The following is a 13,147-nucleotide window of genomic DNA, read 5'->3' on the forward strand; positions in this document are numbered from 1 at the left end:
GTTACAGGAATGAATTAATTTAATTAGGCAAAATAGAATCACATATGCTTTCAGTAAATTTATCACTAAATAACTTAGTTATGTGCATACCATCAAGGGTTTTATATTTTTTACTGGTATTCTTATAATTGTAATATTTAATTTTATTCTTTTTAGTTATAGAATCAATTAGATTATCAAAACTAGGCACCATCTTATCTTCAAGTTTAAGAAAAATTGAGTCTACCGGTAATCGAGCTAAATGTACTTCTCCATAAACTTTTAATGTTTTTATTAAAGTGTCTAAACTTGCTAAACGATAATTAGAAAACGCATATTGTTTATCAAAATTATTATAGCTGTTTAGCCACCAAGCTCTTCTGTCTTCATATTCATTTTTATTTTTTGGTAAGTTATTGTCTTGTAACCAACCATCATTATGTAAAACAAGTTTTCGCTTAAAAATGGCTTTAAAATGAAAATTACTATAATTTTTAATTAAGTATTCAAAATTTGGATTCATATCTACCGAATTCATATTGTGAGGTGACATGTCGTCTTCAATGAATTCATTTTTATAATTATCATGAGAATTTTCAGAAAGTAGCATTAATGGAGAAATTGAAAGTATAAATAAACCATTTTTAGTTTCTGGATCAAGCTTTTTTAATATACTTTTTCGGTACAAAGGGCCAATAGGAGCTTGAGCAATCGTAAATGCATAATTTGTTATAGGAAGTTCATATCCTTCATTTTTCAGTTTATTATTTATCATGCTAGGTACAACTCCCATTAAAGCTCTTGAGTCGCCAATTATCATGGACTTTGCTTTAGGAGTTGTAAACTTTAAATAAAAACTATCAATTACCCCTCCAAAAGCCATTAAAAATAACGACATAAGTATAGTCGATATTAGAACAAATAATAAGGTTTTTTTTATAAATTTTTTCATTTTAAAATTGAAAATAAATAAATGATTGCGATTTTGCTCCAAAAATAATTATAACACTAATTAATATGAAATAAATTACCCATCTTAAAACTGTAGAATTTACTTTTTGCAAATCCATCCCATATGCTTTTTCTCTTTGAACCCATTCAATAAGAATAAGACAAGGTATGAAAAGAACTATTCTAATATCAGGTATTTTAATATCAAATATGTTATTCGTTATTAGTCCATTAATTATAGCCTTATTAAAGTTTATTGCTTCTGTTAGATTAATGGCTCTAAAAAAAATATATGTAAAGCACACCATTGCGAAAGTTAAAACCATTTTAGGGAAATCTCGTAATGTACTTTTGTTTTTCGAATTAATTTTATTTGATGAAATAGAACTGAATCGTTTTTTAGAAAAAATTACAGGAATATAGAATAAACCATGCAATCCACCCCAAACAATGTAATTCCAACCTGCTCCGTGCCAAAGACCAGAAATTAAAAAAGTAAGGAATAGCGCTAAAAAAATTCCATACTTTTTATAGTTTCTATACTCAATGGCAAGAGGCGTAAATACATAATCATTTAACCAACTAGATAATGAAATATGCCAGCGCTTCCAGAAATCGGATATATTGGTAGAGAAGTAGGGGTAGTTAAAGTTTCTTTTAAAATTAAAACCAAATAATTTGGCGACTCCAATGGCAATATCGGTATAACCACTAAAGTCAGCATAAATTTGAAATGCAAATACAACAACACCTAAAATTAACGTGCCAGAAGAATAGTCTGAATAGTTTTGAAATACGTCATTAACATAAGATGCACAGTTATCTGCAATAACAATTTTTTTAAACAAACCCCAAAGCATCTGGCGAGCACCATCAACTGCGATATTATAATCAAATTTTCTTTTTTTAAAAAACTGTGGTAATAAATTGGAAGCTCGCTCGATAGGACCTGCCACCAATTGCGGGAAAAAAGCAACAAATGTTGCGAAGGCAATGAAGTCTTTAGTAGGCTCTAATTTTCTTTTACTAATATCTAAAGAGTAAGACATTGTTTGGAACGTGTAGAACGATATACCTACTGGAAGAATTATACTTAAGGAGTAGTAATCCATTTGATAGCCAATGCTATTGAAAGCATCAACCCATGAATCAATAAAAAAGTTAAAGTATTTGAAGAATCCCAGCAAGCCCAGATTAAACAAAACAGATAACCTTAACCACCTTTTTCGTATTTTGGCATCTTCATTTTTAAAAATTTGAAGACCTACAAAATAATCTACTATTGTACTTAGCATAATAAGCGAGAGGAATCTCCAATCCCACCACCCATAAAACACATAACTTGCTATTAAAAGTAGAGCATTTTGAGATTTTAAATGCTTTTTTAAAATAAACCAATAAGCGCAAAAAACAATAGGTAAAAAAACAAAAAAATCAAAAGAATTAAAAAGCATAATTTTATTTTTTCTCTTGAATAGAGTTTACAATTTCACCAACGTTTTTCCATTCTAAAATTTGAGAACTGGTGAACTTTATATTAAAATATTTTTCAATTTCAACTACTAAATAAATATGATTTATAGAATCCCATTCATCAATATCACTAGCTACAGTTTCAGGAGTAAGAGATATGTCTTCATTTTCTAAAACTTCACGGAAAAGTAGGTTTAATTGGTTTAGATATTCTTGCATGAGATAAAATGTTTAAAGTTGTTAAATTCTTTTAATTCTGTTTTATATTTAAATTCATTCGTTTTTGTAAAGCTTAGTTTATCTAATAAATCTGAAACTAATTTATTTTTTGGTGTTTCTAAATATTCTCCAATTAAACTACTAGCATTAACATGTAATAGCTGTTCTACTATTTGATTCATGGCAAAATATTCTACGCCTCTTTTTAATACTCTACAACTCATAATCCACGTATCAATAAAAAAAGTATTGGCATCAGTTTTTTCTAATATGATTACAGATATTAGGCCGTAGTCCCCAAATTTATCTTTTAGTTTTATACTATAAGTTACATGATTTTCAGAATTCATAAAATGAATAATATCCTCATCTGTGTAACGTTTTGTTCTTAGATTAAACTGATTGGAACGCTGTGTTAACTGCGCAATACGAGATACATCTTCAGAATTAAAGTTTTCCATTTCTCCAATCATTTCTAGTGACTTTAAGTAGTCATCCATGTTGGTTACAGATGTAATAAGCTTTTTTCTTTCAGCTTCCTGTTGATATTGTAAAGTTCTATCTTTATCATTACTAGAGAAAGAAGCCGTTTCAAACAAATTTAAGTCTGTTAAATACGGTAAATATAATGCAGGGTCCTCTGGCAAATTTGGTACAGTTACAAGTGGTAAACTTTGTTTAACGATATCGCGTTCGGCTGGATTGTCATCTATAAAGACCATAGAATCAAAACCTATGTTGAGCACTTCTTGTATATATCGAATATTATCAGCTTTATTGTTCCAATTAGCAACAAAAATGGAGATGTCTTCTAATTTTAGAACCATTTCGCTATGTTTTATAAAAGGTTCTTTAGCTACTTCTTCAGTGTTTTTAGAACATACTGCGATAATTATTCCTCGTTCTTTTAATTCCTTTATCCATTTTTGTAATTTGGTAAATGCTTTTCCAATACCTAAGTTTCCAATTTGTATTTTATCAATTCCATCATCTCCAATAATACCTCCCCACGTTGTATTATCCAAATCAATAATCAAACATTTTTTAAAGCTACCTTTTAAGGCTTTTATAAATAAAGCCATATGGTAGCTAAAATGTGCAAAAGTGTCTATGGTGTAATGCAAATCGGAATTTATGTAAGCTGGCCAATCTCTATAAGTATCAAGATTTTTTATATGTTTATTAATATCAAACACATAAAAATTATTTTCATTTTCCGATATATTAATAAGCGCAGTATTGGTTTTCCATAATTGATTATAAAAGCTATGAGGTACTTTAGAAAAAAGATTTCCATAAAGTTCATCATCTAATAACTCATAGGATGCGTAAATAATTTTTGCACTACTGTTATTTTTATTTAAAAAAGCTATTCGGTTTTTCGCTTTATTTGCCAAATCATTGTGAAACTGTGCACGTGACTCATTTGATTTTAAGGCATAAAAATCGTCTTTGATTTTAAGCGTTGATTCAAATATAATTATAACTTCAGGATTAAAATCATATAGTTTTGAAGTTCCATCAATTAAAGTGATATCAATTTGATCAAAATCAGCTTCAAAAATATCAGGATTAAAGCCGGCCAAAATAAGTTGATTTTCTATCGCTTTACAGAAAAAAGTCGTAGTATGATTTCCAAGAACTGCAATTTTTATTGCCGTATTACTTTTAGGGAAATCTTTTGCAAGTTTTTGAAGTGCTCTAAAACTTAAATTAAAGTCCATTTTAATGATTTTAGGGTATAAGTTTATATAATTTGGAAAGCAAATATGTTATTTTTTTTTTTAACCTAATCATATTTATTTAAAATTTCGTCTAAATGTGTTATTGACTAGTTAAAGAGAATAATAAAAAGTATAAACACTTAAATATTAAGCCAACTTAGTTTGTTTTAATTTGACATGAAATTATTTTTTTACTATTAATTAGTATTTATCATTATCTAGCTAAGTACAAAAACAACTTTATTAGTTACTAATAATACTGCTAATAAGTAGAACTTGTTAATTACAAATTATAGTGTAAATTGTTTTATCTAACATATTATAAGCGCCGGTTTTTATTTGGTTATTAATTTGCTTAAAAATAATTAAGATTCTGTATAAATTATTGTCTTTATTTGATAAAAAATGGTGATATTTCTTTATTAATTGGAACCTTAGTAATTCATTTACAAAGGTTTCATAATTGAAAATGACAGTAAAATTTATATTTTTTTTATGCCACGCAAGTAAAATACATTTATATTTGAATTTTAAAAGTCAAAACGTGCTAAATGAATTTACTAAGTATTCCCGTTAAAAACAGAGAGAACCTTTACTTTTTAGATATGTTTCAACACCTAACAACTATTATATAAATATATTCTAGATGAAACATTTTTTAAAAAGAATATTACGTTTTTTATTAGTACCGTTTCTTTTTCTTTTAATTATAAGTATTGCTGCGTTAGTTTTTTTACCTAAATCGGCATATTATAAGATTGACCCTGCGATTAAAAATTTATATGTTGGTGATTCTCACATACAATATGCGATTGTGGATAGTTTGTTGGTAGAAAGTCAAAATATTGCTATAGAGGCTGAAACATTTTTCTTTTCATATTATAGATTAAAAAATATACTTGAATCAGAAAATAATATCGAGAAGGTGTATTTAGGATTTGGGTATCATAGTTTAAGCAGTATTAATGATGATTTTGTCTATGGCAAAAGTTCATTTTCAACATCTCCTAAATATTTTTACCTACTACCTTTTAATGAGCAAAAAAAGCTACTCCATTCAAATTATAAAAGTAATCATTTACATAATTATTTTAAAATTTTAATCAAGAGCTCCTTTAGACCTATAGTGAATAATTCGAAATTTGGAGGTTACTCAAATTATTTCACTAGTACTGCGTCAAAAAGTAGAATTATGGATAAAAGAATTAATTATCATTTTTATAAAGACAAATTGGTGAATGGTTACTCTGATCTAAATTTATTTTATTTAGAAGAAATAATCAATCTTAGTAAAAAATATAAATTTGATTTAGTGATAATTAATACGCCTTTGGATCCGTATTATAAAGAAAAAATCCCAAAAAAATTTATAAATAAATATGATGAAATAATTGATAAGTTTAATTTAAAACTTATTGATTTTGACAACTTATCATTTGATGAGAGCTGTTTTATTCCAGACGGAGACCATCTTTCTGTAATTGGAGCTATTAAATTGACAGAGAAGCTTATTAAATAATAAATGTATAGTAATAGGCATAAAATAGCGAATATAAATTAAGAATAGAATAATTATAATTTTAAACGAATAGATAGAATTTTATGTTTTTTAACTCAATTGACTTTGCGATTTTCCTGCCGATAGTATTTATACTTTATTGGTTTGTAGCAAACAAAAACTTGAAACTGCAGAATTTTTTAATAGTTGTAGCAAGTTATATCTTTTATGGCTGGTGGGACTGGAGATTTTTATCACTGATTCTTTTTAGTACAATTGTTGATTATTCAATTGGACGAATGCTCCAAACCGAAGAAAAGCAAACTAAACGGAAGGTTTTACTTTGGACAAGTATTTTAGTAAATCTTGGATTTCTAGGGTTTTTTAAATATTACAACTTTTTCCTTGATAATTTTATAACTGTTTTTTCATTTTTTGGTTCGGAAATTAAAGCCAACTCATTAAATATTATACTACCAGTAGGAATTAGTTTCTACACTTTCCAAACTTTGAGCTATACAATTGATGTTTATAAAAGAAAACTTGAACCCACAAAGGACTTTATTGCATTTTCTGCATTTGTGAGTTTCTTTCCGCAATTAGTTGCAGGACCTATTGAAAGAGCAAAACATTTACTTCCTCAATTTTATAAGAGTAGAAAATTTGATTACACATTAGCCGTTGATGGGATGCGTCAAATACTTTGGGGCTTATTCAAGAAGATTGTAATTGCTGATAACTGTGCTGAATATGCAAATCAAATATTTAACAATTCTGCAGATATGAATGGAAGTACTTTGGTACTAGGTGCTTTGTTCTTCACATTCCAAATTTATGGTGACTTCTCTGGTTATTCTGATATTGCGATTGGTACTTCACGTTTGTTTGGTTTTGATCTTATGAAAAATTTTAACTTTCCTTATTTTTCAAGAGATATTGCAGAATTTTGGAGACGTTGGCATATTTCTTTATCGACTTGGTTTAGGGATTATCTTTATATTCCTTTAGGTGGAAGTAGAGGTGGTACATGGATGAAAGTTCGAAATACTTTTGTTATATTCATAGTTAGTGGATTTTGGCATGGTGCAAATTGGACTTTTATTGTTTGGGGTGCATTAAATGCCATTTATTTTCTACCACTCATGCTTACTAAAAATAATCGCAATAATATAGATATTGTAGCTCAAGGAAAAAACTTCCCAAACATTAGAGAGTTTTCTGCTATACTGTTAACCTTTAGCTTAACTGTTTTCGCATGGATATTTTTTAGAGCAAATAACATTAACCATGCGTTAAGTTACATTTCTGAAATATTTTCATCATCACTTTTTTCAATACCAAAATTTGATGGAATTGGTAGTGCTTTAATAATAATTTTTCTTGTAGTGATTTTTACTTTAGTTGAGTGGAAAGGGAGAGCGGGCGAATTTGCAATTGCTCAATTAGGATTAAAGTGGAAACGTCCAATAAGGTATTTAATGTATTACACAATTATTATCGCTATATTTTGGTTTGGTGGTAAAGAACAACAATTTATTTATTTTCAATTTTAATATGAAACAGTTTTTTATTAAAATTTGTTATTTTACAGCTTTTCCGATATTAATATTGTTAATATTATTTTGTCTGCATTTAAAATCCCCATTGATGTCTGACTATGACTTTGATGGAGGATTAAAACTAAAACATCAATTATTAAAAAAAAATAAGGATACTAAAAAAATAATATTTATTGGTGGAAGTAATCTAGCATTAGGTCTTAATTCCAATAAGATTCAATCTTCATTTCCAGACTATCAAATAATTAATTATGGCCATCGATTTCATTATGGATTAGACTTCTATATAAGTGAAATTAAAAATTATTTAAATAAAAATGATATTATAGTTATTGTCCCCGAATACCAATTAATTTTAGATGATTACTTTGGAAATCAAGCATTGGCAAAATTACGTATAGAAAACTTAAATTACTCGGATTTTAAAATTGATATATCTCCCAGAGATTTTCTTTCTTATGCTAATGAAAGGTTTAGATTCTTAATTAAATTAAGAGAAGGTACTTTCCCAAATAAAAACAGTCACAATAGAGAAAGTGCATTTAATGAATTTGGAGATTGTAATGCTCATTGGTATTGGAATCATAAAAAACATCAGGACTATATCGATCCGGATAAAATTGAGGTTGTATCCACAAACTATCTTAAAAGTTTTACTGACAATTTCACTAAAAGAGGAAATCGTATTTTATTAATCCCTCCTATGTATGAAAAAAATAGCTTTAAATTAAGTAAAAATTTAATTGAAGCAAATGTGGAATATTATAAAAAAGCAGGCCTAAATTATGCGTACCCAACCGATAAAATGATTTTGGATTCCAAATATTTTTACGATTCCCCCTACCATCTGTTATACGAAGGAATTGAAATTAAAACGAATATAATTATTTCTATCTTGATGAAAAACATTAAAGAACGAACGTACAACATGCAATAAACGATGATTTAATTAGTTGAAAGTGCTATTTATTTTATAATTTCAATTTAATATTAGTCTGTAGATCTCTTTTAGGACCAATTTCGCACCAATGTGTGTCCAATTATTTTTTACTACTATAGCAATTGTCGTTTAACTAATTTATCCTTTTATTTTCTTCTAACAATCAAGTCGCATAAATGGCTGCTTATTTGAATTAATTGCTGATATAAGAGCGCTGAGATATTTAAAAGATATTGGCACCCTTTTTAGGTAAAGCAGTGAACCAAGACGTAAACAAAATGTAAGCCAATTTTTTTTCTGAAAAATAAAATGGCTTAAAATTAATATTTGTAGTTGATTAGCTTTTATTCTTTAATACATTAAATGAAAAATTGAACCTCGTAGGTATTTCTGAGGCCAAAATTGTTTTACTATATGTAGCTTGAAGAATGAATTTATTTCTTTCCAAAGGGGTTGAAGTATTTATTGGTACATAAGCTTTCCTTTCTTACTATAAAGCAATTATTGAAGCATATGTATAAATATCATCATTAGTAATTAACCCAATATTTAACTCTGTTTTCTTTATAGAAGTTAGGATAACATTTTTAATGCTAGATATAATTCTAGCTAGTTCTTTATAGGTTAAAAAATGATTTTTAATGTAGAAGCATTATTATCAAAATTATCTTGAATTGAAATTTGTAGGTTAGTTAGTAGGCTCCTTTTCTTATTATTTTATTTCCATTATGTTTAGTATAACATAGGATTAAAACTAGAAAAAGTTGCTATTTCAATTTATTCCGCAGGGTATGAAATAATTATGCAATAGATATGCACTATTTATGATTTTTTTCAATTTATAATCTGTGAATTAACAATATTTTCGGTATAAAATTTATTATCTAAAACGACAAGCTAAAAATTGAAATATTTAATTGTTATAGCTTTCTATTATTCTTGTTTTATAATCCTTGCAGGATTACCAACTACGGTACTATTAGCTGGTATATTTTTTGTTACCACACTACCTGCACCAATTTTAACATTATCGCCTATGGTAATCCCTCCAATTATTATAGCCCCTGTATAAATAGATACATTATTGCCTATTATGGGGCGTTTACCATTAACTTCGCCAACAGTTACTAAATGGTTAACATATAGATTTTCGCCAATAGATTCTGCATTTAAAATGGTACTATAAGGATGGCCTGTTAAAATGCCTGCGCCTAGTTTAGTAGACATATCAATTCTAAAGTATTTTTCTTTAGGACAATAGATGTTTAAAAGACTAGTAATCATACCTCGGTTTCTAAAGTAAAAAATAGTTCTAAAATCTGGTGATAGCGATAAAAATCTAATGAGTAATTTAATATTACTACCCGAAATGTTTTTTTCTATAGCCCACCTTTTAAGATCCATATTTATAGTCCTTTTTACTGGGCTAAATTTATAAACTATAAGGTGCGGAATTAATAGTAAACTATAAATAAAACGATGTATAAAGCTCATATTAATTTGTTTTTTGGTTTAAATATTCATGCGCTACACGTTCTAAATTAAATTTATCCAATAAATCGCTTTTATGTTTCTTTAATGTATTGAAATATTGGTTAGAATTCAAAACATCAAATAAGGCATTTGCAAATAAGCTTTCCTCATCTATAAAGCTGTTATCTGTTGGTATACCTAAACGTCCTTTAAATAGGTTTGGAGTTATAATACCGCTCTCTACCACTAAGTTTTTATTTGTTTCTGGATGAACTTTTAAACTCATAAGCTCTAAAATACCTTCGGTACAGTTTGAGGTAACAATTGGAGTTCCTAAACAAATAGCTTCAACAATAACATTTGGTGTACCTTCGTAATGAGAAGATAGTACTAAGGCATCGGCTTTTACTAAATATTTATATGGATTAGATTTTCGGCCTAAGAAAATTACATTTTTTTCAATTTCAAATTTTGAAATTAAAGTCATAATATGATCGGTAACAGTTTTATCTCCATCTCCTATAATAAGTAATTGGGTGTCCGGACTTTTTTTAAGTAATAACGAAAAAGATTTAATTAAATGCCATGGTGATTTTTGGGTGGATAATCGACCTAAAAACAATAATGTTTTTGTTTTAAATAATTCAGTTGATTCTTTCGCATCCAAAGGCTCTAAAGCTCGTTTATTAATTTCAACCAGATCATGAGGGTTGTAAATGACTTTTAAATTATCTTCAAATTTATAATCACATTTTTTAACTAAATCTTCTTTTATAGCTTTACTTATACATACTAACTTATCCAGCTTTTTATAGGTATGTTTAAATCCAAACCTAGTTAATTTACTTAGTTTAGAATTGTTACTTAGCTCTACGCTTTTTAAAGCATGGATACTTCCTATTTTATATTCATTTGTAAATGTAAGTGAGCTATATAAATTTGGTGGATCTCCAAAAGCAATAGAGTGTGTTATTTTATGCTTTTTTATTAGTGCTCTTATCTTTAATGGTGCTTTTAAATTAAATAATAGTCTATTAGATTTAGACATGTCTTGATAATCTAAATGAGATAAAAACAATTCGTCTTCATCAAAATTTATAATATCCGATTCTAATTTAATAAACTTTACAGCTTTTATATAGTACCCTTTTTCTTTATAGAAATTATAGAAGGAGTAAGCTAACCTTTCCATGCCTCCAACACCTCCATAAGGTAAAATTAATAAAATACGTTTCATATTTGTTATTTAATTAAACTAAGAAATAAGTCGTTCCATTGTGCTACGATCTTTTCAGGAAAATAACGTTTTACATCTATTTTAGCCTTTTCGCCCATACTTTTTCTAAGGTCCTCATTACTTATGAGGTTGATAACCCCTTGAGCTAAACCTTCAATATCACCATTGTTAACCATAATACCATTTTTTTTATCTGTTATGATATCTGATGGGCCATAAGGGCAGTTAAATGACACACATGGTACACCATACGCCATAGCTTCTGTTAATACCATACCAAAACCTTCATAGCGTGAAGAAAGCACGTAAATTGAGGACTCTTTATATTTATCCTTTATGTTTTTAACAGGTGCATAAAAATTTACGTTATTTTGTATATTAAGTGTTCTGGCTAATGTATCGAGGTTTTCCTTTTCACTTATAGTACCATAAATTTTGAGGGTCCAGTCAGGAAATTTTTCATTTATGATCTGCCAGCTTTTTAAAAGTCTATCATATCCTTTTTGATAACATTGTTTACCAACCGCCAATACCGTTTTATTATTTAAAGTACTACTTTCAGTTGGATAGAAAGAAAGCGGGTTAGGTATAACCATTATGTTTTTTAAATTCCACTCATTTAAATTCCCATTAGTTAAAACTACAAATTTATTATAATACTTAGCTCCAAAGTTCATTAACTTAAAGGTCATAGAAGCTTTTAATTTTGAAGAAAATGATTTTGTATCATTTTGGTTTTCAACCTGTCGGGACACATGCCTCTCATAGACCATGGGAACAGGTTTACTTAAAAGCAGAGGAAGTAAAAGTCCCTTTAATCCGTCATCACAAACCGCAATAACGTCTGGCTTCAAAGTTTTTATTGCTTTTCGTAGTTCAGTAATGTATTTGTATATTTTGGATATCGGATTACCCGTCGCCGATATGTTATAATAATTAATTTCATTACTAAATTCATAAAATAAATCAGTAGTTTCCTGATTTAGCGTTATAATGTGAACATCATAATTATAGTCATCCGCTAGCATACTGGCTTTAATTGAAAGCACTCTTTCTAGACCACCAGGGCCATCTATTCTATTTACTATGTATACTAACTTCATATTATTAATGCTTGGTTTAAGAGTCAATAAACTCTTTACATTTTTTCTTTAAAGGTTCTGCTAGGTCATGATGCTTTTCAAGATTCTTTATTTTTGTGTTTTTATCAATTTTACCTTCCAAATTAAAATTATTTGTAAAACTCCCTGTTTTACTATCGATATCAATTCTATTAAACAGCTCTAAAATACCATCAAAACGACAAGAATCTACAAAACTATTAAAACCGTTAACAAAAATAACAGGTGTTCCCATGGCTAAGCAGGGTAGTGCACAGTGAATTCTTGAGGTAATTACCAATTTTGCCTTGGCGTATTTTTTTAATAAATCTTCTGCCATTTCAAATTTTTCTTCAGTAGAATAAGTGTTTGAAGGTGGCTCTTGATTAACAAAATGAGCAGATTCTAATAATTCTGAACTAATAAAGTTTTTTAAGTGTTTATTTTTTTTAGATAATTGAAAAGCAGTACCATTTAATATGTTACGTACCGTAGCTTTGGCATTATAAAATATTTTTTCTGGCCTTGGGTAGCTATATAATGGGTCTACAATATAAATATCGTCACCACGTTCTGAATCATCTACTTTATAAGAATCTAAAGTAAGGGTTAAACAGCCTGTAAAATAAGCATCAATACCTTTTTCGTTAAGCGTTTGTGCTGTAAATTTATCTCTACAGCCAATAGGTTGGTGCTTTTTTAAATAAGCAATACCTTTTTCGCTAAGCATAAATGGGGCAGCGGTATTGTTCATATGAAAAGACACAAATAATGGGTCAATATCCTCTGATGGAACCCAATTATGAATGTTGTGTGTAAACCAACCATTCATAATCACTTTAGTTTTTCCTCCATGATATTCGCCTAATTTTTCTCTATTTAAATAATCATCAACTTGAGGAAGAAACTGCTTTGCAGCTAAGCTTTGTATATTATCGCCAACATTAAAAAAGCGATTGTTTTCTTCGTATTTTAATAATCCGTATTTCATAAT

At 28.2% G+C, this 13,147-nt stretch carries 11 protein-coding genes; 3 read left to right on the plus strand and 8 right to left on the minus strand.

What is annotated here, in order from left to right; genetic code table 11:
• Positions 1–19: 19 nt before the first annotated feature.
• Genes AAFN75_RS15300 through AAFN75_RS15315 form a run of 4 tightly spaced genes read right to left on the minus strand, consistent with a single transcriptional unit; the run spans position 20 to position 4,346 of the window.
• The gene (locus AAFN75_RS15300; protein WP_411807166.1) at positions 20–931 is read right to left on the minus strand and encodes a hypothetical protein; all 912 of its coding nucleotides are present in this window, start codon (positions 929–931) and stop codon (positions 20–22) included.
• 1 nt (position 932) lies between these two features.
• Positions 933–2,384 carry an MBOAT family O-acyltransferase gene (locus AAFN75_RS15305; RefSeq protein WP_411807167.1) on the minus strand — a complete coding sequence of 484 codons (1,452 nt, stop codon included), beginning with the start codon at positions 2,382–2,384 and terminating at the stop codon, positions 933–935.
• 4 nt (positions 2,385–2,388) lie between these two features.
• Entirely contained in the window at positions 2,389–2,622 is a 234-nt protein-coding gene (locus AAFN75_RS15310) for an acyl carrier protein (RefSeq protein ID WP_411807168.1), read from the minus strand.
• On the minus strand, positions 2,607–4,346 hold the full coding sequence (locus tag AAFN75_RS15315; protein ID WP_411807169.1) for an HAD-IIIC family phosphatase: 1,740 nt from the start codon (positions 4,344–4,346) through the stop codon (positions 2,607–2,609). Before AAFN75_RS15315 ends, AAFN75_RS15310 begins: the two co-directional genes overlap by 16 nt.
• Positions 4,347–4,992: 646 nt before the next feature.
• On the opposite strand from AAFN75_RS15315, the gene AAFN75_RS15320 reads away from it, so the two are divergent.
• The 3 genes from AAFN75_RS15320 (at position 4,993) to AAFN75_RS15330 (ending at position 8,340) form a co-directional block, all read left to right on the plus strand.
• Positions 4,993–5,865 (plus strand): hypothetical protein, encoded by an 873-nt coding sequence (locus AAFN75_RS15320; RefSeq protein ID WP_411807170.1) that lies wholly within the window; start codon positions 4,993–4,995, stop codon positions 5,863–5,865.
• Positions 5,866–5,948: 83 nt separating this feature from the next.
• Positions 5,949–7,397 (plus strand): MBOAT family O-acyltransferase, encoded by a 1,449-nt coding sequence (locus AAFN75_RS15325; protein ID WP_411807171.1) that lies wholly within the window; start codon positions 5,949–5,951, stop codon positions 7,395–7,397.
• 94 nt (positions 7,398–7,491) lie between these two features.
• Positions 7,492–8,340, plus strand: a complete 849-nt coding sequence (locus AAFN75_RS15330) for a hypothetical protein (protein ID WP_411807172.1) — start codon at positions 7,492–7,494, stop codon at positions 8,338–8,340.
• Between the two features lie 936 nt (positions 8,341–9,276).
• On the opposite strand, the gene AAFN75_RS15335 is transcribed toward AAFN75_RS15330, so the two are convergent.
• The 4 genes from AAFN75_RS15335 to AAFN75_RS15350 are packed head-to-tail and all read right to left on the minus strand — an operon-like array spanning position 9,277 to position 13,144.
• Complete coding sequence (locus AAFN75_RS15335; RefSeq protein WP_411807174.1) at positions 9,277–9,837, minus strand: hypothetical protein; 561 nt, start codon at positions 9,835–9,837, stop codon at positions 9,277–9,279.
• A gap of 1 nt (position 9,838) precedes the next feature.
• Complete coding sequence (locus tag AAFN75_RS15340; protein ID WP_411807175.1) at positions 9,839–11,053, minus strand: glycosyltransferase; 1,215 nt, start codon at positions 11,051–11,053, stop codon at positions 9,839–9,841.
• 5 nt (positions 11,054–11,058) lie between these two features.
• Entirely contained in the window at positions 11,059–12,156 is a 1,098-nt protein-coding gene (locus AAFN75_RS15345) for a glycosyltransferase family 4 protein (protein WP_411807176.1), read from the minus strand.
• 16 nt (positions 12,157–12,172) lie between these two features.
• Positions 12,173–13,144, minus strand: a complete 972-nt coding sequence (locus AAFN75_RS15350) for a polysaccharide pyruvyl transferase family protein (RefSeq protein WP_411807177.1) — start codon at positions 13,142–13,144, stop codon at positions 12,173–12,175.
• Between the last annotated feature and the right edge of the window lie 3 nt (positions 13,145–13,147).

This window comes from Algibacter sp. AS12 (genome assembly GCF_046736315.1).
Taxonomy (GTDB): Bacteria; Bacteroidota; Bacteroidia; order Flavobacteriales; family Flavobacteriaceae; genus Algibacter_B; species Algibacter_B amylolyticus.

What these genes read in the sequence shown, in the direction of transcription:
- AAFN75_RS15350 (WP_411807177.1), bottom strand. Translation starts at nt 13,144, where the DNA reads ATGAAATACGGATTATTAAAATACGAAGAAAACAATCGCTTTTTTAAT.
- AAFN75_RS15320 (WP_411807170.1), top strand. Translation starts at nt 4,993, where the DNA reads ATGAAACATTTTTTAAAAAGAATATTACGTTTTTTATTAGTACCGTTT.
- AAFN75_RS15305 (WP_411807167.1), bottom strand. Translation starts at nt 2,384, where the DNA reads ATGCTTTTTAATTCTTTTGATTTTTTTGTTTTTTTACCTATTGTTTTT.
- AAFN75_RS15330 (WP_411807172.1), top strand. Translation starts at nt 7,492, where the DNA reads ATGTCTGACTATGACTTTGATGGAGGATTAAAACTAAAACATCAATTA.
- AAFN75_RS15300 (WP_411807166.1), bottom strand. Translation starts at nt 931, where the DNA reads ATGAAAAAATTTATAAAAAAAACCTTATTATTTGTTCTAATATCGACT.
- AAFN75_RS15345 (WP_411807176.1), bottom strand. Translation starts at nt 12,156, where the DNA reads ATGAAGTTAGTATACATAGTAAATAGAATAGATGGCCCTGGTGGTCTA.
- AAFN75_RS15310 (WP_411807168.1), bottom strand. Translation starts at nt 2,622, where the DNA reads ATGCAAGAATATCTAAACCAATTAAACCTACTTTTCCGTGAAGTTTTA.
- AAFN75_RS15335 (WP_411807174.1), bottom strand. Translation starts at nt 9,837, where the DNA reads ATGAGCTTTATACATCGTTTTATTTATAGTTTACTATTAATTCCGCAC.
- AAFN75_RS15340 (WP_411807175.1), bottom strand. Translation starts at nt 11,053, where the DNA reads ATGAAACGTATTTTATTAATTTTACCTTATGGAGGTGTTGGAGGCATG.
- AAFN75_RS15315 (WP_411807169.1), bottom strand. Translation starts at nt 4,346, where the DNA reads ATGGACTTTAATTTAAGTTTTAGAGCACTTCAAAAACTTGCAAAAGAT.
- AAFN75_RS15325 (WP_411807171.1), top strand. Translation starts at nt 5,949, where the DNA reads ATGTTTTTTAACTCAATTGACTTTGCGATTTTCCTGCCGATAGTATTT.